The following is a 19,883-nucleotide window of genomic DNA, read 5'->3' as shown; positions in this document are numbered from 1 at the left end:
CAAGATCACAAGACCGACGAATCACGTTGCGCCAGCAACCACCTATGATAGATAACAAAATCGGTCGCAAGCCCAAGACCATCAACCCGAGTCCAACTCACATGCGTATCATCGGTACCCGCCACCCGCTGCGGCACCGCAAACTCCACTCTCTCCATCCCCGGCCGATAGGCCTCATTCGGCCAAAACACGGGCATGATCCGGCGCCCTTCCATCTCATCGCGCAGGGCGGCGGGCCCGCCCTCATCCGTCACCACATCGCACTGCGCCGCCCAATCGTGCGCATCCCACGCGAGAAACACGCCGGCATTGCCGGCAGCATCAAACGTAAGCACCGCATTCTGCTCAGGCCGCCAATAATATTCAACAATGCGCTCACGCTGCGCGAGCGCCTCCAGCACCTCGGCCGTGCGCTGGTCCGCATAAGCCGCCCCCACGCCATGCACACCAATATGCCCGCGCCCCGCACAAAACTTGCGCTGCGCATTCCCCAGCGCCTGAGCGAGCTTGCGCGTCATACCCGGATCCGACTTCTTCAGGTAAAAATGAATGAGCCCCGCATTGAACGCGTCCACGGCATGCGATTCGTCGGCAGTGCCGGTAAGCAGAATACGCGTGCAATTCGCGTCCTTCACCGAGTCGAGAAACTCAAGTCCGTCCTGACCCGGCATGTCATAGTCCACCACAATGGCCGCAACGTCCGCGAAGCGGCTCGCGTCAGCCATCACATCCTGGCCCAGCGCATTGCCGCCGCGCTTCTCGAACTCCGACCACGCCTCGCCCGACATCGGGCTATGGCCCGCGCCGCTTGCACCGTGCGCCTCGATGAACGCGCGCGCCTCGGGCTGCGAGGTAAAGAAATGATGCGTGTGCGCATTCGGAAAGAAGCCGCGAAGGGCGTGTAGAAAATCCGCGCTGTCGTCAAGGAAGACCACAGATACGGGGTAGAAAACCGGTTGTCTGACGATGGAACTCATGTAATGGCCTCTGTTCGCGCGACAGGCCTGCGGCAGGACTCGATGCGCCCCTCGATCTGCACCCCAGCGCGCTGATTCGACACGCGATTCATCGCGCATCGCTCCGCAACCCGTAGCTGCCAGATTATGCGGCCTCGCGGGCGCGCCCCGCAACCGCCGCACACGCTCCGGACGACGCGTAGCCCGTTTTCCGACGCGCGTAATCGTTTGCGCGGCCATCCGGCTGCGCGTTTGCATACAAGCCCGTGCGCACAGCCCCTCGAGGATCGCCTCGACTATGTGATGAAGGCGGTTTTGGCAACCCGGGAAGCCGACGAGAATTGGCTCATGTCTTCAAACATCGAAGACCTGCGTGGCCGCCGCCAGCGGCCAGTTCCATCTGGAGTACTTCAATGAATGCCCGTGAATCGATCCCTGCCGTGCTTTCCCGTGGCACCCACGGCTTTACCGACGAAATCATGGAAGCCACGCCGAGCAAGACCTTCCATCATGTCATCGACATTTATCTCAAGGACTCGAATGCGTTCATGAACACTTACTTCGCCCGCTACTTCGAATGGCAGGGCATTTGCCGCGAGCGCTGGTTCCACGAGTGCATTCACAATAATCTGCTCGCGGCGGGCGGCGTCTTCGTGACCAAGCGCGCACACCAGGAATATGTGCAAGAGACGTTTCCGTTTCAGCGCGTCGATTGCTATCTGAACACCTTCCAGGTGCGCCAATGCTCCGCCTATCTCGTGTTTCGTTTTTGCGTGGACGGGCGTCCCGTTTCGCTCGGTTACCAGCAGATTCTCTTTGCCGGCACCGACAAGCGGATCCGCCGTTTTCCGCCGGGGATCATCGAGCGCGTCAAGGAATATGAGCTCATTCTGCCCGCAGGGGCAAACTAAGGCCCGATTCAGCCCTGGCCGGGCTGGATTCAGGCCGTATTCAGGCTGTTAGTGACTCAACTAGTCACTCAACCCATGTAGTCCTGCCCCGCCGGCCACCGGCGGGGCCTGGCCGCCGGATCGCGCAGCGCGCGGTCGGCGGCCGACCCCGGTTCGGGCAGATGGAGCGTGAAGGTGGTCGCCACGTTGGGCTCGGACTCGCAGGCGATCGCGCCGCCCAGCGCCTCCGCTACGCGCCGGCAAAACGCGAGCCCCATGCCCGCACCCTTGCCGTGCGATTTGGTGGAGTAGAACGGCTCGAAAATGTGCGGAAGCACGTCGGCGCCAATGCCCGGGCCGCTATCGGAGAAACGCAGCACGCAATAGCCGCCCTCGCTAGTCGCCGCAATCTCCACGCTGCCGCTGCCACCCGAGTGAATCGCAAACAGCGCGTTCTTCAGCAGGTTGAAGAGCACGAACACGACCAGCGAATCGGAGCCCGAAAACTGCAGTTGCGCGTCGATCGGCCAGACGTTGACCAGTTCGCGCTCGCCGGGGCGGAACGGAAAGCGTTCGAGCGCCGCGTTCACGCAGGAGCGGATCGAGTAGGCCTCGAAGCTGCGCCGGTCGAGCCGGTCGAGCGTGAACGAGGCGAGCGACATCTCCACGACCGTGCTCGTGCTGTCCACCTGGCGCTGTATCGACGAGGCCAGCGACGAAAGACGCTCCGACTGCCCCGGATAGAGGCCGTCCACGCAGAGCTGGTGCTGCACCGCCAGCTGGTAGCCGCGCATGAGCTCGGGCAGCACGTTGCCGATTTCCTCGGCGTGCATGCCGATGGCCGCCAGCGGCGTGGCCACTTCGTGCGCCACGGTCGCCGCGAGCAGGTATGGCCGCATGAGGCCGTAACGCACGATGGTCACGGCCAGTATGCCAAGGCTCACGGCGATAAACACGGCGCCCACCGGATAGAACCCAATGCCGTAGTTGACCGCATAGTCGGTAGCGGCCAGCCCATAGAGACACAGGCTCAGCAAGCAGAGATCGAGCAGCTTGCGGCGGTCGTGCGCCTCGGTCTGGCGCCGCGCCACCAGCAGCAGCCACGCGCTGCGCAGCGCAAGCAGCACGGTCTGCGCGACGTGCACGGGATGCAGCAGCCCCGCCCGGGGATACTTGCCGAAGTAGAAAGTGCCATAGCCCGCGACGACTTCGTCGCTCACCGCCAGCGCCATGGCAAGTACGATGCACAGGCCGTACGACGCGAAGAGCAGCGGGCGCTCGCTGCGCCGCCCGGCCACTTCGATCACGAAGTGATAGAAGGTCGTGGGCAGAAACAGGATGAAGAGATAGCCGAACTTGACGAGCGCGCCGGCGAGCTCGGGGTCCGATGTCTGGAACAGGAACGCCCAGGTGCCCTGCCAGACGAAGGTGGTCCCGCACATCGACGCAAACGGCAGCGAAAGGCGCGTCACGCCTTCCGTGAGCAGTACGTACACACCGAACCCGAGAAACAAGGCGGATACGAACGCGGGCAAGATCGAATACATAAATTTGTCGCGTGAATTCTTGTTATCGTCGAACGGCGCGTGGCGTGGTCGCGCCGGGCAAGGCTCCTGTTCCGGCGCTCGCACGCCGCATGTCAAACGGCTTCGATGCCGCGGCCGCACGCCCCTTTTCTCCGCTCATGCGGCTTTGGGAGCGTCCCCGTGCGACCCTTCCAGTCTTCCTGCCTGCCGCCGCCCGCGGCGCTTCACGGCCTGCGTGTTGCACGCGGTGGCACACGGTAGCACACCGTGGCGGCAAGCATGCAATGCGCATCGAGCCAGGAGGCCCGAAAGCCGCCGCTGCGCAACGGCCATGGGCGGCGCGTTGATCCGGACGATTATCGCCGGGATCGACGACTCCTGGCTGAAATTCCGCTTAACCCTACGCAAAGATGCACAACGAATCGCCTGCGCAGCGCAAGCGGCGCTCCACCCTGGCCCCCGCCGTCAGTCCCGGGCGCGCGCCGGGCCACCTGGCTCGGCGCCGCCGCCGAAGCGCCGCCGGTATTGCGCGGGCGTCACGCCCATATGCTTGATGAACGCGCGCCGCAAGGTGTCGGCGTTCGCGAAGCCGCAGCGGGCCGCCACGCGCTTGGGCGCCTCGCCGTGCGTTTCGAGCAGTTCGCGCGCCGCGTCCACGCGCACGGCCTCCACCCACGCGGCGGGCGTGATGCCCACCTCGGCCTGGAACAGGCGCGCGAAATGGCGCGGGCTCAGCCCCACGCGCGCCGCGAGTTCGGGCACGCGGTGCGCGAGCGCCGGATTGGCGGCCACCCAGCGCTGCACCTCCTGGAGCGCGGAGCGCCCCGCCGGGCGCGTTTCCCCCTTGCGACTGAACTGCAGCTGGCCGCCGGGCCGCTTGAAGAACATCACGAGCTGGCTCGCCACGCGCATGGCGATTTCGCGCCCCAGATCTTCCTCGATGAGCGCGAGCGCCAGATCGAGCCCCGCCGTGACGCCCGCGGCCGTGCGCAGCTTGCCGTCGCGCACGTAGAGCGAATCGGCTTCGATCGAGACCGTCGGGCACGCCTGCGCGAGCGCCTCCACCGCGGCCCAGTGCGTGGTCAGCCGGCGCTTGTCCAGCAGCCCGCTGGCCGCCAGCGCGAACGCGCCCGTGCACACCGAGCCGTAACGCCGCGCGCGCGCCGCCGTGGCGCGCAGCCACTCGAGCACGCGCGGCGCGAGCTGGAGCGTGGCGGCGTCGGGCGCGCCGGCCACGAGCAGCGTGTCGATACGCTCTCGCGTCTGCCCCGCCACTTCGTCGGGCAAGAGGCGCACGCCCGAGGAGCTGCGAATGGGTCCCGCGCGGCACGCGATCACGCGCAAGTCGTACACCGTGCGTCCCGCTTCCGTATTGGCCTGGGCGAACACGTCGAGCGGACCGCTCACGTCGAGCAGCTGCACGCCGGGCAGCGCAAGAATGGCGACGATTTTGGGCATAAGGGGTCAGGCTCCGGCAAGGGCGCGGCGCCAGCATGACAGCGCCTGGATAGCGCCTGGACCGCCACGCAGCGCTTGCGTCCGGTTCTCGCACGAAATGGCAGAAAACGACGTTCTCCGTCGATTAAGGACGATGCTATCACGGACCACAATGGATTCCACCTTCCCCCCACTCGATGGAGTCCAGCCATGAGCCTCGACCTTGCCGGCGTCGCCGTCCCCGACAGCCAACTTGCGCGCGAAATTACCGAATTCGTGCGCGACACCGCATCGCCGCTGCTGTTTCACCACTCCAGCCGCGTCTACTACTTCGGCGCGCTGGCCGGCCTGAAACGCGAGCTGAAGTTCGACCGCGAGCTGCTGTACGCGGGCGCCATGTTTCACGACGTCGGCCTGATGCACTCGCACAGCAGCGAGCACGAGCGCTTCGAAGTGGACGGCGCGAACGCCGCGCGCGACTTCCTGCGTGCACGCGGCATCGCCCAGCACGATCTCGATCTCGTGTGGACCGCCATTGCCTTTCACACTACGCCTGGTATTCCTCAGCATATGCACCCCGTGATCGCACTCGTCACGGCGGGCGTGGAGATGGACGTGCTCGGCCTCACCTACCACGAGTACAGCGACGCGCAACGCGAGGCAGTCGTGCATGCGCATCCGCGCACGGAGCACTTCAAGGAGGACATCATCCAGGCGTTCTACGACGGCATTCGCCACAAGCCCGACTCGACCTTCGGCAACGTGAAGGCCGACGTGCTCGCCGACAAGGACCCGCATTTCCACGCGGGCAACTTCTGCAGCGTGATTCGCGGCTCCGCGTGGCGCGCCTAGCGGCGCTTGCCGTGCTGGAGCGGATTGTTGCACGCCTATAAGCCGCAGTGGCGGCAGCCGTTCCCGGCCACCTGCCGCAATGCTATCCTTGACGGTCGCCCTTCGCCGACAGCTCGGCCGGGGCGCAACCACACAACCTGGAATGGTCGGGGATACCATGCAGCGCAGCGCGAAGCGCACGGCAGGCCGCACGCGGCCCGACCGTTTCTCCAGCATCGTCATGAAGCGGCCGCGTCTCGTGGTGACACTGTGCTTTGTCGGCGCCATGACGCTCGTGACCATCGTGGGCTTGCGCCAGCTCTACAACCTTGCGCGCGACGACCTGCAAAGCCGCCAGCGCGACCTCGAAGTGCGCGCCGTGGGCGTGGATGCGCTCATCGACTCCGAGCGCCGCCGCCTCCTGTTTCTGCGCAATTACGCCGAGCACGTGCTCGCCTCCGAGAGGCAGCAACGGATCGGCATTCAGAACCCGGCCGTGCAAACGGTGCTCGGCGAAACCTCGCGGCCGGTCTGGCAGACTCCCGGCTCGCTGGGCGGCCCCACCGTGTACGGCACGAACGCGGCCGGCCTCGCTGGCCTCGACGGCTTTCATCGCGACGCAGCCTTGCTGCCCGGCGACATTGCGCTCGCCCGCACGCTCAGCCCGCTCGTGGAAATCAGCCAGCACGCGGACGCCGTGCAGAGCACGGTGGCCTTCATCTCGTCGAACGGCGTGTTCGTGATTGCGCCCGAGCACCAGGCCCTGAGCGTGCCCGAACTGCTGCGCCGCTTCAACACCATGAACTACTACCGCGGCCAGTTGCCCGAGCGCAACCCGAACCGTGACGTGCTCTGGACGCCCGTCTACAGCGGGCTGCAAAAGGGCGAGGCCATCTCCACCTTGAGCGCCCCCGTTTATCTCGGCAACCAGTTTCGCGGCGTCGTGGTGATGGACATCACGCAGTCGCGCCTGCTCTCGCTGCAGCTCTCCACCGGCGCGCCAATCGACGAAGAGAACGATCCCGTTGAGTTCGGTCTCCTGAACACCAATGGAAGCATCGTGTACTTTCGCAACGGCGTGATGATCGATGAGCGCCCGGCGCGCTTTAGCGCGAGCCTCCTGCAAACAGCCAAGGCTTCGGTCGACAAGTGGATGCAGCGCGGCTCGGGCTATATCGAGCGCAATGGCCAGTACCTGCTCTATCGGCGCATTGGACAGTCGCACTGGATGCTGATGGCGCCCACCAGCAACGCCGAGCTCACGCTAGCCACGGCGCGCCGGGTGCTGAGCAGTCCGCTGATTGCCGCGTGGGTCGTGCTGGGCGTGTTGCTGGTAGGGACGTTGCGCATCGTGACCAACATTTTCGGCCACTACGTGGAGGCGAGCGAGCGGCTCGAGACGCTCGCCCGCAGCGACCCGCTCACGGGTCTCGCGAACCGCCGCCGCTTTCAGGAGGCCTTCGCAGAAGCGCTCGAACGCGCGAACCGCGCATCGCAACACCCGGTTGCACTGGCCGTGCTCATGCTCGACATCGACTACTTCAAGCGCGTGAACGACCGCTTCGGCCATGCAGCGGGCGACCGCGTGCTCATCGTCCTCGCCGGGATCCTGCGCGCGAACCTGCGCAGCGTGGACTTGCCTGCTCGCACGGGCGGCGAGGAATTTGCCGCGCTGCTGCCCGATGCCGATCTCGCGACGGCCACCGCCGTGGCCGAACGCGTGCGCCTGGCGGTCGAGGCCCATGCGCGCGACGCAGGGGCGCCCGACGCAACGGCGCCGGCGAGCGCCGCGCATCCCGTGGCCATCGCGTTCACGGTGTCCATCGGCGTGGCCGCCAGTCCCGCGGACTGTCGCGCCGACTACGAAGCGCTCATGCACGTGGCCGACCGGCGGCTCTATGTGGCGAAGGAAAGCGGGCGTAACCGCGTGGTGGGTGTGGACGCGCAAGTGCCGGACGCCCGCGCATAACGTACATAAGGCGCGCTGTGCCGGACGGCATGTCTGGAATCTCCGGCACGCTCAACGTGCGAAGCAGATGCCTGCTTCGCGCAGCAACGCCGGCACGTGTCTTACACCGGCCAACGGTTGACTCGCGGCGGCCTTGCTGAAGACGGCGCTGTCGTAGCCGCGCCCCGCGAAGCGCACGACATCGACGAGACAGAATCCCGCTGCGCGATAAAAGGCCAGCAAATGCGCGGCGGGGAACGGCGTGTCGGCCACGAAGCAGTCGCCCGCCAACGCACGCGAGCGTGTGGCGCTGGCCGCCTGGTCCGCGCTTGCGCAATGCAGGCCGAGCGGCGCGAGCCGCGCATACGCGCGATGCCGCCGTTGCGTGAGACGCTCCCACGAGTCGCACTGCGGAACGAAACGGCGCAGCAACCGCGCTGCGCGCTAAACAAACAATCGATGGGATAATGCGCGCAGACCGACACCATGGAGAAATGGAATGGCGCACACGGAACATCACTACACCGTAACGGTTCAATGGACCGGCAATCGCGGCAGCGGCACCTCGGGCTATCGCGACTATGTCCGCGACCATACGATCGAGGCAGCGGGCAAGCCCGCCATCGCCGGTTCGTCGGACCCCGCGTTTCGTGGCGACCGCGATCGCTGGAACCCCGAGGAGCTGCTCGTGGCCTCCGCCAGCGCCTGCCACCAGCTCTGGTATCTGCACCTGTGCGCCGACGCGGGCATCGCGGTGCTCGCCTATGTCGACGAGGCGCAGGGCACCATGATCGACAGCGCGGAGGAAGGGCGCTTCAGGGAGATCGTGTTGCGCCCGCGCGTGACCATCCGCGCGGGCGACAACCGCAGTCTTGCCGAGCAGCTTCATCACGCGGCACATGAGAAGTGCTATATCGCGAACTCGGTCAATTTCCCCATTCGCTGCGAACCCACCATCGAAACCGCAGACGCGGCATGAACTACACCGCGTCCTCGCGCCGGTAGCCTGTGGCGCCGCCAAACAGGGCCGCGCGCTGGGACCAGTCATGCGTCTTTTCCCACAAGCGCAGGACGTCCATCGCTTCCTTGCGGAATTGGGCGTCCTGCTCGGGCGTAGCCGTAACGGCAGTCAATTCAAGGCGATGCCCGGACGGGTCGAAGAAATAAATCGAGTACAGGAAGTCGTCGTGGACCGTCGGCCCAACGACCGGGATACCCCGGCTAGTGAGCGATTCCCTGGCGCGATCGACGGTGGTCTTGTCGGCCACCCGAAAGGCAAAGTGCTGAACCCAGTCCGGTGTCCCTGCGTCTCTTCCCGACGGTTCACCCTCGTCTGCCGGCAATTCGAAAAAAGCAATGCACGCGCCATCCTCCATTTCGAAGAATATATGAATGTGCGGGCTATAGATGCCCGTCGAAGGCACATGATCCTCGCCCATCGCGTGGATGAATTTCAGACCGAGCGCCTCAGTATAAAAGTCGACCGTCTCCCGCGCATCCCGGCAGCGATACGCCGCGTGATGCAGGCCCTTGCAAAGCATGACGCCTCCTCCTTTCAGTTCAGATACGTAGCTTGGGCACCGCTCATCGTGTGACCTGCACGAAACGCTGATCGATTGCGCCGAAGATGGAACGGCCCTCATGATCGACGTGTTCGATACGCACGCGATCTCCGAAGCTGAAGAACGGCGTGGATGCCTTGCCGTCACGCAGAATCTCCAGCGCCCTGATTTCCCCAATGCACGCGCAGCCGGCAGCCTCGTCCTCGTTCGATACGGTGCCGAGCCCGACAATCGTGCCCGGCTCGAACGCCCGCGTCTGGGCCACGTGGGCGATCAGATCGCCGTAATGAAACGGCGTGTCGATCCCGGTATCGATATTGCCGACCTGCTCACCCCGCACCGAGCATCGCATTGTCCCGCCCACCAGCCCATCGTGCCAAAGCGCGCCCAGTTCGTCGGGCGTCACTGCGATGGGGCCCAGGCTCGAAGCCGGCTTACCCGTGAGAAAGCCGAAGGTCCGCTTCAGTTCGCCGGGAATGAGCGCGCGCAACGACACGTCATTGAGCAAAACGAAGAGCCGAATATACGAACATGCTTCCTGCGCGCCGACGCCCATGGGAACCGCCCCGGTGACCGCGGCGATTTCCGCTTCGAAGTCGACGCCAAGCGCCTCCGATGCCACCGGGATGTCGTCGTTCCAGCCAAGAAAGCCATGCGAAATGCCCTGGTAGACGAGCGGCCTTTCCATCAGATCGTCCGGAAGCGCCTCGCCACGCGCGGCACGGTTGCGCTTGATGTGGCTCACATAGGCAGCGCCGTCGAGATACTGATAGCTGCGCGGCAAAGGCGGTCCCAGTTCGTCCCACGCAATGGGAAACGCGTCTTCGACATCACCGGCATTCAGCGCTGCATAGATTGCTTCGAGCTTCGGTGCGGTACGCTCCCAATCGTCGAGCGCGGCTTGCAATGTGCGCGCGATGGAACTCACACGTACCGCGCGTTCGAGGTCCCGACTGACCAGCACCAGCTCACCGTCCCGACCGGAACGCAATGACGCCATCTTCATATCCGTTCAAGCTCCTGATCAAATACGTCGTAGATGCAACTTCATGTTTCGATCATAGGCGCGGCGCGAAGCAAGGCGTCGTCGATTTCCATCTGGTGAACATGAACTGCAACCGGCCACTTGCTGGAGCGCGCAATTTCATAGAGGAGCCGGCGGCCTGCCGCCAATCACGCCCCTGGACGACAACTCAAAAGACGACGGCCTTGGGCATCTCGTCCAGCAAGAAGTCCACGAAAGCGCGCACTGAAGGCAAGATCCCGCGCCGAAACGGGAGCAAGGCCGTAAGCGTTGAATCGCCTGCCGACCAGTCCGGCAGGACCGGCGCCAGCGTCCCCCGGGCCACCTCCTCGCGGCATATATAAGCGGGCAACGCGACAATACCCAGGCCTTGCTGCGCCGCCGATTTGAGTACGAGCATGTCCTCGCTCACCAAGCGTGGCCGAAGCGGTATGACCTGCTCCGCGCCATGTGCATCACGAAGACGCCATTCGACTCGTACACCCTTTCTTGCCATGAATAGTGCGTGGTGTTCAACCAGCTGTGAGGGGCTGGATGGCATACCATGCGTCGCGAGATACGGGTTTCCGGCGAACAAGCGCCAGGGTGCGGAGGCGAGCTCCCTGCCAATCAGGCTGGAGTCCGGCAGCATGTTCGAATGGGCCCGTATCGCCAGATCGAAATTCTCCGCCACGAGGTCGACCGATGTATCGGTGACATGCTGGACCAGGCTGATCTTCGGGTACCGCGCGAGAAATGTCGGCAACAGCTTGTCCGTCGCGAACTGCGCAGTCGCCGCCGCGATGGTGAAGCGAATCGTCCCGCCGGGTTCGAGCTGCCCGTCGCGCACGGCCGCTTCCGCCGCCTGCGCCTGCTTGAGCATCAATACCGCGTGCCCGTAGAATTTTCGGCCAGCCTCCGTCACATTGAATTGTCTCGTTGTCCTGTTGATCAAGCGTGTGCCCAGCGCGGCCTCGAGTTGCTGGATGCGAAAGCTGACCGTCGATTTCGGCACGGAAAGGGCGCGCGCCGCGGCGCTTATGCCCTCGCGGTCGACAACATGAACGAAATAGTAGAAGTCGTTTAGATCCAGCATGATGCGGACTCCCTGAAGATCGAGCGCCGTTGCGCAATACCCGTCGCGCAGCGCCCTGAGCACCATCTTAGCGGCCCGAGCTGACCGGTTCGCCCCTCGTTTCCGGGATCCATCGTCCATCGGATGGGACGACGCGTTCGCAGTCCAGGCGAGTCCCAATCGAGAGACCCGATCCGGGCCCGGTGCGCCGCCAGGCGCGGTCGTCCCAACGGTGGGACGCAATGTCCAACCGGGTGCGTTTGTCGTGGCCGCTCCTCCCACTACTATTGACGGCAACAACACGGGGCCGCCCGCAGCTCACCCGCGCGGCCCCGTCTCCGGCTCACCTCTCATGAAAGTGGAATGTCATGCTCACTCAATCGATTCGTATTACCAAACCCGTCAAAGGCTCGCCGCACAACATTGGCCAGCACTTCTCCGCTTCCAGTTTCCGCCACACCCAGTTTGGCGGCGCCATGGATCCCTTACTCATGGTGGATCACTTCAGGATGACCGAGCCCACGTTCGGCCCGCATCCGCACGCCGGCTTTTCGGCCGTGACTTATCTGTTTGAAGATTCACGCAGCCCCCATCTCAACGCCGACTCGATCGGTAATGAACTGCCCATCATGCCGGGCTCGCTGCACTGGATGGTGGCCGGACGCGGCGTGACTCACGACGAATGGCCCGGCGGCGACGATCCCGAGGTCCACGGGCTGCAATTCTTCGTCGACCTGCCGGCCGCCATGAAGTCCGTTGCGCCTTATGCCGTGCACCTCGAATCCGCGGACATTCCAACCTTCACGGCGGATGGCGCTCGCGTGCGTGTCGTCGCCGGCGAACTCGGCGAAGTCCGTTCGCCTGTCGTCCTGCCTCAGCCGTTTGCTCTCTTCGATGGTTTCCTCGACTCAGGCGCGAATGTGGATTTGCAGATCGAACGCGGGTGGGGGGTGTGGATCTATGCGATCAACGGCACACTGAGCGTCAGCGTTGAACACGCGAGCGAAGTGCTCACGGAGGGCGCCGCCATCGCCCTTGCCGGTTTCAGCGGAGCCGAACAGTTGAGCCTTAGCGCCCGCACCGGCAGCCATTTCGTGATGCTGTGCGGCGAATCGGTGCGCACGCAGCCTTGACGCGGTGACACTACCCCTTTTGTGACGCCTTGAACTGCGAAGCGGTAAACGGCGTCTTTCTGATCCGTACTCCGGTGGCATGAAAGATGGCGTTGCCAATCGCCGGTGCGATTGTCAGTGCGGTGGGTTCGCCGGCCCCTACCGGCGGTTGGTCCTCGCGGTTGATCAACGATATCTGGACCTCCTGCGGGCATTCGCTGAAACGGAGGATCGGATAGCTTGCCCAATCCAGTGTGAGCATCGCCGTCGCGCTAAAGCGAAACTCCTCTTTCATCGTGCGGCTGATCGTTTGTACGACACAACCCTGAATCTGATTGCGAAGGCCATCCGGATTCACGATCAATCCGCAGTCATGGGCAACGAATACGCGCGACACTCGCGTTTCGCCGGTCTGCGCATTGACGGCGACGCAGCATACTGCCGCGACGTAGGCACCGCCGGGCTCCAGTCGTGCAAGCGCCACCCCAACGCCCTCCTTCTCCGCAGCATTGGCTTGCGTCGCTGCCGCCCTGCGCGCGTTCCAGTTCGAGATGCGCCTCGCTTCCTGGAGTACGGCTTTCGCCCTCTCGTCAGTCAGATGCGCGAGGCGAAAATCTATCGGGTCGCGCTCGGCCAGCCTGGCGAGTTCGTCCATGGACGACTCGTTCGCAAATGTATTCGCTACGGCCCCTAACCCTCGCAAAGCAGAAGGACGCAAGGGTCCATCGGGCAGCCAGCGCACCGTGACCCTTTCGTTGGCGAAACGATAGAGCGTGCGCGCGCAATGATCACCGCCAATGCGTACGGGCTTCGGTGCGCGCCCCATCAACCTGCCGGGCAAAAGATTGCCCGCGCTGCCCATCGGACGGGAGATGTGGGTCGGCGTCGATATCGTATATATCCACCTGCCGATGTTCCCCTCAGCGTCGAGGCTCGCTTGTATCTGCGCTTCGGTGGCAGGGCCCTTGGGATCCCAGCCGTGCTCGTCGTTGCGCATCCATTGAACCCGCACTGGCCGCTTCAGCGCTTGCGAAAGGAAAGCGGCCTCCGCTGAAGCGTCGTCCGCGCCATTGTGCCCATAGCAGCCCGCGCCTTCGGTCCACACCACGCGAACCTTCTCGCGCGGCAGGCCGATGAGCTCCGCGATGGCGTCGCGCAACGGAAACGAGCCTTGCGTGGCGGACCACACTGTCGCGGAGTCCGCCTTGACGTCGGCAAGGCCACATGACGGGCCGATCGAGCCATGCGTCTGGTAGGGCGCCCTGTAGGTCGCGACCAGCCGTTTCACGGCCTCGCTATTGCCGCGGTCGGGGTTTCCGTTCGTGCGCAATACCTCATCGACACTGTGCTCCGAACGCATCGCGTCGTACACGTGCGCGCTATCGACGCCAGCTTTCCGGGGCGACCATTCGAGCGCGAGCGCGAGCGCACGCGACGCCAGCACCGCCTGAAACTCCTCCTCGCACACAACGGCCACGAAATTGCCTTTGACGATCATGTCGATGAAGCCGGGCATCTTCTCGACGCTCTTTCGGTCCACCCGGGAAAGCGTCGCGCCGTCTATCGGCGGATGAATGACCCGCGCGTGCACCATGTTCGGCAAGCGGATGTTCTGCAGATAGATGTGCGACCCATTCACCTTCGCCGGCAACTCCACACGCGGCACCGCCGTGCCGATGACCGAAAACCCGGAGGATGGCTTCAGCGCTACCGTTTCGTCTACCGTGAACGAGGTCCAGTCTTCGGGAAGCACATCGGCGTACGCCCGCGACCGCGCGAGATTGGAACGCTCGTATACGTGCCCCGCCCGAGTCGCGAGCTGCCCGGGAGCCACGCCCCATAGCGCGGAGGCCCTTGTAACAATGTGAGACCGCGCGGTGGCCGCGGCCCGGCGCACCGGCAACGTACTGGTCTTCATCGTCATGCTGCCGACTGTCGGCCCCTGATCGACCGCGGTGGCGGTGTCCCCCATCAGCACGATCACGCGATCGACCGGTACCTCCAGCTCCTCTGCAACGAGTTGCGCAAGCGCAGTCTGCACCCCCGTGCCCAACTCGACCTTGCCGGCATACAACGTGACGTCGCCCTGCTTGTCGATGGCAAGCCACGCCGACACGCGCGCGGCGTCCTGCGACTTCCCGCCGGCAGGCGCATCCCTAGCCGCTGGACCCTCTGAAACGACGGCATTCGCGCTCGACGCCCAGCTCAACGCCGATAGCGGAAGCGTGAATGAAATGGCGAGTCCCCCACCTGTCTTCAAGAACTGCCGGCGCGTAGTCATGTCAGTGGGCCCCGGCAGCGTCCGCGACGGCATCGAGTATGCGCAGATGCGTCCCGCAGCGACAAAGGTTACCGTCGAGCGCAGCAATGATTTCCGCTCTCGTAGGATGCGGTTTGGCGTTCAGCAAGGACGCTGCAACCATCACCATGCCGTTGATGCAGTAGCCGCACTGCGCCGCCTGATGCTTGACGAACGACGCAAGAATGCGATTGGGCGGCGTCTCGGCAGCCAGCGCCTCGATCGTCGTAACGGGCTGCGTGATGGCAGACACGGGCAGCACGCACGAGCGAACCGCTTCCTTTCCCAGGTGCACGGTGCAGGCGCCGCACTGCGCGAGGCCACACCCGAACTTCGGGCCGTTCAGCCGCAGCTCATTGCGCAGCACATAAAGGAGCGGCGTCTCGGGACTCGAAGTCACCTCGTGCGATACGCCGTTCACCACGATCGTTTGCGCCATGTTCGCTCCATCGGACAAATATCCCTGCCTTCAGCCGGTATAACGCAGCAAGAAGTCACGCAACGGTCCGTTGACGAACTGCGGATGCGTGAGATTGGGCGCATGTCCGGCCCTGTCTATGGTGACGAATCCCTTCGCATTCGGCAATCCTTGCGCGAGCTCGCGGCCATGCGCCATGTCGATGGCACGGTCCTGATTGCCGTGGAAGACAATCGCAGGGCACGTGATGCTTCCCAACTGTGGCGTGAGATCGTCGCGGCCGGTCAATGCATCGACCGGATAATCGATGCCCGATCTCGACATGCTCCGCCACGCGCCGACCCAACTGGACGCATCGAAACAGGCGCCGATGAGCAATCCGCTCAAGTCCGCTGCCAGCGGTTCGGCGCCACTACGCCTCCACGCCGCCTTTAACTGCGAGAACGACTCGATGACAGGCGGTGCATCCACGCCCGAGCGTGTCGAGATGAGCGCCAGCGCGCGTACCCGGTCGGGTTCCAGCAGCGCCGCGCGCATCGAAACAAAGCCCCCCTGTGACATGCCCACCAGTGCCGCCGCGCCAATTTCCAGATGGTCGAGCAGCGCCAGCAGGTCGCGCGCCGAATCCCAGAATGAAAATGGATTGCCAACCTCACCGGTTTTCCCGAACCCGCGCTGGTCCCAGACGATGCAACGAAAGTCATCGACAATCGACTCGATATTCGTATCGAACATCGACCTGTCCATCAGAAAACCATGCGAAAAGACGACGGCAGGCCTGCTCGCATCGCCTCGCTCCTCGTACCACAGCCTCACCCCATCACGATCGAAAAACGGCATGAGCAGCCCCCTCCATGCAACTTGCGCAAAATTCAGCAATTGGTCTTGAGGCGATTCTATGTCCTGCGCTTCGCTTCGACTTACCGGATCATCCCAGTTTTCACTGTGGTCTCAGGGAACCAATATAGGATGCGACGGCCTTGATTTCGTCGTCCGAAAGCAGCGGCCCTATCGTGGTCATCGCCCTGCCTTTTCCGCCACGCCGTCCGTTCTTGTAGTTCTCCAGTTGCGCGCCGACGTACTCAGGGTGCTGGCCCGCGAGACGCGGAAACAAACCGGGCACGCCGGCGCCGTCCACACCATGGCAGACCGCGCATGCCGGAGCACCGCCGCTCGATCCTCCCGCATAGACCCTCTCACCCAGCGCCGACGATGAGGTCACAACCTCGCGCTTGTCATTCGGCGCTTGTGCCGCGTAATAGGCCGCCAGCGCCCGAATATCCGCATCCGAAAGATCGGTAACCACGGACTCCATTACGGGACTATGGCGCATGGGCGGACGACCGTCCAAACGCTTGAACATTTCGAGCTGCTGTTGAAGATATCCTGGAAACTGACCGGCAAGACGCGGGTACGCACTCGCGGTGCTATTGCCGTCCACGCCGTGGCACGCGGCACAGCGCGCCGTCACCAGTTCGTGGACACGGGACGTGTCCTCTTGCGCACGAACGGCCACCGCCGGTAACAGAAGCGCACCGGCCACGAAGACATTCGATACTATGCGGGAAACCACTGAATACCTTTTCATTGACGTTCAAATTCACGCTGTTTACCGTGCTTCAGATTAGCTCGGTGTGGTACGTCGATATGGCCGGAATATCCGCTTGCTTATCGAATAGTCCTGCTAATCGATCACGATTGCACCGCGATATGTGTCACTGTTTTTTGGAGTACAACATGCAACACCGTGACGACCTGTCGGGTGAGACTGGCAAGTCTGCCTGCATCGTTCAGGGCCCGTTTGGACGAGCCTCAGTCAACTTCACGCGCCGGGCACTCGTCGCCCATGCCCATGCGCAGTATCAGCTTCTCTTCAAGCTTGGCGGCGGCGACAGCTACTTTCGCATTGGCGACGCGCCGCACGTGCTAGGCGACGGCGAGGCCATCCTGATCAACCCATGGGAATCGCATTCGAAAGCGGATTCCACGCATCATCCCTCCGTGGTCCTGTCGCTGGTGATCGAAGTCGACTGGCTCGGGTCCGTGCTCGAGCTTCCGTTGAGCCGGGAAACGCGCATTTTCCCGTGCTCGAACGTCATCTGCACGCCTGACGTACGACATCATGTCGACCGATTGTCCGCCGCCATTACGAATCCGTCCGTTGCGAGCCAGGACGCCTCCCAGGCGATCTTGCGGGATCTAATGCGGGCGGTGGTCCGGGACTTTGCCAATCCCGCACTCACGATGGGCTTGCGCGCCTCCGGCAAGCCAGCCGACTTCCGCATCCGCAAGGCGCTCGACTACATCAACGCCAATGTCGACGAGAATCCAACCGTCGCGACGGTCGCCGCCTATGTTGGCATGTCGCGTTCGCGATTCTTCGAGCAGTTCAAGAACTGCGTAGGCATTCCCCCCCAGCACTACATCGACTGGACGCGCATGACGCTAGCGATCAAGCTCCTCAGCTCCACGACGAGGCCGTTGATCGACATCGCACTCGAACTCGGCTTCGAAGAGCACAGTCACTTCACCCGTTTCTTCACCCAGCATATGGCCGTTCCACCCAGTGAGTTTCGACGCAATTCCGTGGTGGTCCACACGCCGCCCCTTGCTGGCGCCACTTCGGCGTGACGCGATTCGCCGGGTACTGGCGCTGCTGGCCCGATACGCGCCCAGCAGCGCCCGTTCGAGCGCACGACCGAATCGCCACGGCAAACTTCACTTGCCGTCGACAACCGCCACGCCCTGAATCTCGATCATCGATTGCCCCATCAATCCATCCACGGCAATCAACGCGCTACCGGGAAATTTCCCGTCCGGGAAGAATTCCTTGCGGATATCGGCGAAATGCTTGCCGTTACGCACGTCGGTGATGAACACCGTCATGGAAACCACGTCGCTCAGCTTGGCGCCCGACTTGCGCAGTGTTTGATCGAGCAGCGTGAAAGCGCGCCGCGCTTGAGCGTCGAAGTTGGTGATGGGCTTGCCGTCGGCATCGAGATGGCCCGTTTGCCCCGCGAAGTAAATGGTCTTCTTCGGGCTGTCGCTAGACACAGAAAGCGAGTAGGCGCGCGCCTGGGTATCGGGCGTGGTGACGTAGTCCTTCGCCTGACTCGACGTTGCGGCCAGGCACGCAGCCGCCGACACAATGAGGGTCGCCATCTTGCTGGTGAATTTAAACTGTTTCATATCTCTCTCCTAAAATGGATCGTTAAGTTGCTTGCGAAATAAAATCAGGCGCGCAATCGGGGCAGCAGCGCAAGCGCGTTGTCCCGCCCGATCAGACGCAGGCGACGTTCGTCAAAGACACCGCACTCAGTCAGATTTTTCACGTGATCGACCACCGTCCTGAACGGATAGTCCGTGCCGAAAAGGATTTGCGAATCCGGAACGACCTTCGTCAACGCGCCCATCGCCGTGGAGTTCGAGGTTTGTGCCGTGTCGTAGTAGAAGCGGTCCAGTTCGTACTTCAACCCATTGGGCAGCTTTTTGGCGATCTGCGGGCTCTTCGCCCAGCCGATGAACCGCTCGATGAGGAAGGGCATCGTGCCCCCCGCATGCGAGAAAATGATGCGCACATCGGGGTAGCGTGAAGCCGTGCCGCTCGCGAGTATCTCCGCGATGGCGCGCGTCGTATCGGTCTGGTACTCGACAACATTGGGCGACACCGCCGGCTGCAAATTGCGGCAACAATCCGCCGTGGTCGGATGCGTATAGACGAGTGCCTTGCGCCGGTTCAATTCCGCAAAGATCGGATCGAATGCGGGATCGCCGAGCCACTTGGTCCCGTAACTCGTATAGAGTCCGATCCCGTCCGCCTTGAGCACATCGAGTGCGTAGGCGATTTCGGCCAGGCTGCCTTCGACGTCCGGCAAAGGCAGCGCGGCGAACAGCCCGAACCGCCCAGGATATTGCGACACCAGCTTCGCCCCGTATTCGTTGCATTCACGCGCGAGCTTGCGCGCGTTCGCCACGTTGCCGAACCAGATGCCGGGATTGCTGATCGACAGCATCGACGTCGCCACGCCCGCCTCGTCCATCTGCTCGATCGAATGATCGACCGTCCAGTTCGCCAACGCCCGGCGCGGCGTAGCCGACGCACCGGGTACGGCATCGTCGTCCGGAACCTGTGCCAGGTAGCCCGGCGGAACGAGATGGTGGTGGACATCGATCCAGTTGCGCTTTTGCGCAACGTCGCTGCCCTGCGCCTTCACCTTCACCGCTGGCACGCCGAGCGCGCTGCTGGCCGCCAATGCGGCGAGTCCGGTGAAGAAGCGTCTGCGCTCCGGGGCGCAAAGCTCACATCCGCCGTTCGTCATTTCCCGCCCACCACGGCAGTCGCCTGAATCTCGATCAGCGCATTGGGGATGCCGAGGTTGCGAATCGCGATCAGCGCACTAGCCGGGTACTTCCCGGGCGCAAAGAACTCCCGGCGTATATCGGAGAAGCGCTCTCCGTTGCGCACGTCGGTAATGAACACCGTCATGGATACGATGTCGCTGAGTTTCCCGCCGGAGGCCTCGAGCGTCTTCTGGATTCGCTGGAACGCCGCGCGCGCCTGACCGTCGAAGTCGCCGGGTAGCGGCTTGTCGTTGAGGTCCGCGACATTCAACTGGCCCGCCAGATAGATCGTCTTCCCGCCTTGTGTGTCAACCGACAGCGAGTAAGCCCGCTTGTCGGTGTCGGGGCTGGTGATGTATTCGTTGGCTTTCGCCGACGCCATCAGCGTCATGGTCGAGACAGCGGCGACCGCGATCGCCGCGGCGAATGACTTCGTTTTCGAGCAATACATGTTGCGTTCCTCTGTGGAAGTAAAAGCTCAGCTT

General features: G+C 63.5%; 20 protein-coding genes. 6 read left to right on the top strand and 14 right to left on the bottom strand.

Going from position 1 to position 19,883, the window contains the following annotated elements:
- Positions 1-5 precede the first annotated feature (5 nt).
- Positions 6-977 (bottom strand): response regulator, encoded by a 972-nt coding sequence (locus tag BO1_RS37900; RefSeq protein ID WP_028222026.1) that lies wholly within the window; start codon positions 975-977, stop codon positions 6-8.
- Between the two features lie 392 nt (positions 978-1,369).
- Between BO1_RS37900 and BO1_RS37895 the strand changes: the two genes are divergently transcribed.
- Positions 1,370-1,867, top strand: coding sequence for an acyl-CoA thioesterase (locus tag BO1_RS37895; protein WP_028222025.1), 498 nt, complete (start codon positions 1,370-1,372; stop codon positions 1,865-1,867).
- 68 nt (positions 1,868-1,935) lie between these two features.
- On the opposite strand, the gene BO1_RS37890 is transcribed toward BO1_RS37895, so the two are convergent.
- The gene (locus BO1_RS37890) at positions 1,936-3,393 is read right to left on the bottom strand and encodes a sensor histidine kinase (RefSeq protein WP_028222024.1); all 1,458 of its coding nucleotides are present in this window, start codon (positions 3,391-3,393) and stop codon (positions 1,936-1,938) included.
- A gap of 444 nt (positions 3,394-3,837) precedes the next feature.
- Positions 3,838-4,830, bottom strand: coding sequence for a GlxA family transcriptional regulator (locus BO1_RS54460; protein ID WP_043288269.1), 993 nt, complete (start codon positions 4,828-4,830; stop codon positions 3,838-3,840).
- A 189-nt stretch (positions 4,831-5,019) separates the two neighbouring features.
- On the opposite strand from BO1_RS54460, the gene BO1_RS37880 reads away from it, so the two are divergent.
- Positions 5,020-5,661 (top strand): HD domain-containing protein, encoded by a 642-nt coding sequence (locus BO1_RS37880; protein WP_028222023.1) that lies wholly within the window; start codon positions 5,020-5,022, stop codon positions 5,659-5,661.
- A 157-nt stretch (positions 5,662-5,818) separates the two neighbouring features.
- Entirely contained in the window at positions 5,819-7,609 is a 1,791-nt protein-coding gene (locus BO1_RS54455) for a diguanylate cyclase (protein WP_052409748.1), read from the top strand.
- Positions 7,610-7,660: 51 nt separating this feature from the next.
- On the opposite strand, the gene BO1_RS37870 is transcribed toward BO1_RS54455, so the two are convergent.
- Positions 7,661-8,020: a hypothetical protein gene (locus tag BO1_RS37870; protein WP_028222022.1), complete on the bottom strand. Its 360-nt coding sequence runs from the start codon at positions 8,018-8,020 to the stop codon at positions 7,661-7,663.
- 67 nt (positions 8,021-8,087) lie between these two features.
- Here BO1_RS37870 and BO1_RS37865 point away from each other — a divergent pair, with 67 nt between their 5' ends.
- Positions 8,088-8,567 (top strand): OsmC family protein, encoded by a 480-nt coding sequence (locus BO1_RS37865; RefSeq protein WP_028222021.1) that lies wholly within the window; start codon positions 8,088-8,090, stop codon positions 8,565-8,567.
- A gap of 1 nt (position 8,568) precedes the next feature.
- Here BO1_RS37865 and BO1_RS37860 read toward each other — a convergent pair whose 3' ends face one another.
- The 3 genes from BO1_RS37860 to BO1_RS37850 form a co-directional block, all read right to left on the bottom strand.
- On the bottom strand, positions 8,569-9,129 hold the full coding sequence (locus BO1_RS37860) for a VOC family protein (protein ID WP_028222020.1): 561 nt from the start codon (positions 9,127-9,129) through the stop codon (positions 8,569-8,571).
- A 43-nt stretch (positions 9,130-9,172) separates the two neighbouring features.
- Positions 9,173-10,156, bottom strand: a complete 984-nt coding sequence (locus BO1_RS37855; protein WP_028222019.1) for a fumarylacetoacetate hydrolase family protein — start codon at positions 10,154-10,156, stop codon at positions 9,173-9,175.
- 187 nt (positions 10,157-10,343) lie between these two features.
- Positions 10,344-11,249 (bottom strand): LysR substrate-binding domain-containing protein, encoded by a 906-nt coding sequence (locus BO1_RS37850; protein ID WP_028222018.1) that lies wholly within the window; start codon positions 11,247-11,249, stop codon positions 10,344-10,346.
- A gap of 347 nt (positions 11,250-11,596) precedes the next feature.
- Between BO1_RS37850 and BO1_RS54450 the strand changes: the two genes are divergently transcribed.
- On the top strand, positions 11,597-12,361 hold the full coding sequence (locus BO1_RS54450; protein WP_084688544.1) for a pirin family protein: 765 nt from the start codon (positions 11,597-11,599) through the stop codon (positions 12,359-12,361).
- 10 nt (positions 12,362-12,371) lie between these two features.
- Here BO1_RS54450 and BO1_RS37840 read toward each other — a convergent pair whose 3' ends face one another.
- The 4 genes from BO1_RS37840 to BO1_RS37825 form a co-directional block, all read right to left on the bottom strand.
- Complete coding sequence (locus BO1_RS37840; RefSeq protein ID WP_028222017.1) at positions 12,372-14,621, bottom strand: xanthine dehydrogenase family protein molybdopterin-binding subunit; 2,250 nt, start codon at positions 14,619-14,621, stop codon at positions 12,372-12,374.
- A gap of 1 nt (position 14,622) precedes the next feature.
- Positions 14,623-15,078 (bottom strand): (2Fe-2S)-binding protein, encoded by a 456-nt coding sequence (locus BO1_RS37835; RefSeq protein ID WP_028222016.1) that lies wholly within the window; start codon positions 15,076-15,078, stop codon positions 14,623-14,625.
- A 30-nt stretch (positions 15,079-15,108) separates the two neighbouring features.
- Positions 15,109-15,897, bottom strand: coding sequence for an alpha/beta fold hydrolase (locus BO1_RS37830; RefSeq protein WP_043288267.1), 789 nt, complete (start codon positions 15,895-15,897; stop codon positions 15,109-15,111).
- A 100-nt stretch (positions 15,898-15,997) separates the two neighbouring features.
- Positions 15,998-16,645: a c-type cytochrome gene (locus BO1_RS37825; RefSeq protein WP_063744745.1), complete on the bottom strand. Its 648-nt coding sequence runs from the start codon at positions 16,643-16,645 to the stop codon at positions 15,998-16,000.
- 149 nt (positions 16,646-16,794) lie between these two features.
- Between BO1_RS37825 and BO1_RS54445 the strand changes: the two genes are divergently transcribed.
- Positions 16,795-17,688, top strand: a complete 894-nt coding sequence (locus tag BO1_RS54445) for a helix-turn-helix domain-containing protein (RefSeq protein ID WP_043288265.1) — start codon at positions 16,795-16,797, stop codon at positions 17,686-17,688.
- An 87-nt stretch (positions 17,689-17,775) separates the two neighbouring features.
- On the opposite strand, the gene BO1_RS54440 is transcribed toward BO1_RS54445, so the two are convergent.
- The 3 genes from BO1_RS54440 to BO1_RS37805 are packed head-to-tail and all read right to left on the bottom strand — an operon-like array spanning position 17,776 to position 19,849.
- Positions 17,776-18,246 carry a RidA family protein gene (locus tag BO1_RS54440; RefSeq protein ID WP_084688538.1) on the bottom strand — a complete coding sequence of 157 codons (471 nt, stop codon included), beginning with the start codon at positions 18,244-18,246 and terminating at the stop codon, positions 17,776-17,778.
- 44 nt (positions 18,247-18,290) lie between these two features.
- Positions 18,291-19,376: an amidohydrolase family protein gene (locus BO1_RS37810; protein WP_028222013.1), complete on the bottom strand. Its 1,086-nt coding sequence runs from the start codon at positions 19,374-19,376 to the stop codon at positions 18,291-18,293.
- Positions 19,373-19,849, bottom strand: coding sequence for a RidA family protein (locus tag BO1_RS37805; protein ID WP_028222012.1), 477 nt, complete (start codon positions 19,847-19,849; stop codon positions 19,373-19,375). The genes BO1_RS37810 and BO1_RS37805 overlap by 4 nt, the downstream gene beginning before the upstream one ends.
- Positions 19,850-19,883 lie beyond the last annotated feature (34 nt).

This window comes from Paraburkholderia oxyphila NBRC 105797, assembly GCF_000685075.1.
GTDB classification, from domain to species: Bacteria; Pseudomonadota; Gammaproteobacteria; order Burkholderiales; family Burkholderiaceae; genus Paraburkholderia; species Paraburkholderia oxyphila.
This window is presented reverse-complemented; position numbering and strand designations above follow the sequence as displayed.

Coding starts and splice junctions, on each gene's coding strand:
- BO1_RS54445 (WP_043288265.1), top strand. CDS start 16,795: ATGCAACACCGTGACGACCTGTCGGGTGAGACTGGCAAGTCTGCCTGC.
- BO1_RS37840 (WP_028222017.1), bottom strand. CDS start 14,621: ATGACTACGCGCCGGCAGTTCTTGAAGACAGGTGGGGGACTCGCCATT.
- BO1_RS37825 (WP_063744745.1), bottom strand. CDS start 16,645: ATGAAAAGGTATTCAGTGGTTTCCCGCATAGTATCGAATGTCTTCGTG.
- BO1_RS54460 (WP_043288269.1), bottom strand. CDS start 4,830: ATGCCCAAAATCGTCGCCATTCTTGCGCTGCCCGGCGTGCAGCTGCTC.
- BO1_RS37890 (WP_028222024.1), bottom strand. CDS start 3,393: ATGTATTCGATCTTGCCCGCGTTCGTATCCGCCTTGTTTCTCGGGTTC.
- BO1_RS37850 (WP_028222018.1), bottom strand. CDS start 11,249: ATGCTGGATCTAAACGACTTCTACTATTTCGTTCATGTTGTCGACCGC.
- BO1_RS37880 (WP_028222023.1), top strand. CDS start 5,020: ATGAGCCTCGACCTTGCCGGCGTCGCCGTCCCCGACAGCCAACTTGCG.
- BO1_RS54455 (WP_052409748.1), top strand. CDS start 5,819: ATGCAGCGCAGCGCGAAGCGCACGGCAGGCCGCACGCGGCCCGACCGT.
- BO1_RS54450 (WP_084688544.1), top strand. CDS start 11,597: ATGCTCACTCAATCGATTCGTATTACCAAACCCGTCAAAGGCTCGCCG.
- BO1_RS37895 (WP_028222025.1), top strand. CDS start 1,370: ATGAATGCCCGTGAATCGATCCCTGCCGTGCTTTCCCGTGGCACCCAC.
- BO1_RS37865 (WP_028222021.1), top strand. CDS start 8,088: ATGGCGCACACGGAACATCACTACACCGTAACGGTTCAATGGACCGGC.
- BO1_RS37835 (WP_028222016.1), bottom strand. CDS start 15,078: ATGGCGCAAACGATCGTGGTGAACGGCGTATCGCACGAGGTGACTTCG.
- BO1_RS37860 (WP_028222020.1), bottom strand. CDS start 9,129: ATGCTTTGCAAGGGCCTGCATCACGCGGCGTATCGCTGCCGGGATGCG.
- BO1_RS37805 (WP_028222012.1), bottom strand. CDS start 19,849: ATGTATTGCTCGAAAACGAAGTCATTCGCCGCGGCGATCGCGGTCGCC.
- BO1_RS37830 (WP_043288267.1), bottom strand. CDS start 15,897: ATGCCGTTTTTCGATCGTGATGGGGTGAGGCTGTGGTACGAGGAGCGA.
- BO1_RS37810 (WP_028222013.1), bottom strand. CDS start 19,376: ATGACGAACGGCGGATGTGAGCTTTGCGCCCCGGAGCGCAGACGCTTC.
- BO1_RS37855 (WP_028222019.1), bottom strand. CDS start 10,156: ATGAAGATGGCGTCATTGCGTTCCGGTCGGGACGGTGAGCTGGTGCTG.
- BO1_RS54440 (WP_084688538.1), bottom strand. CDS start 18,246: ATGAAACAGTTTAAATTCACCAGCAAGATGGCGACCCTCATTGTGTCG.
- BO1_RS37900 (WP_028222026.1), bottom strand. CDS start 977: ATGAGTTCCATCGTCAGACAACCGGTTTTCTACCCCGTATCTGTGGTC.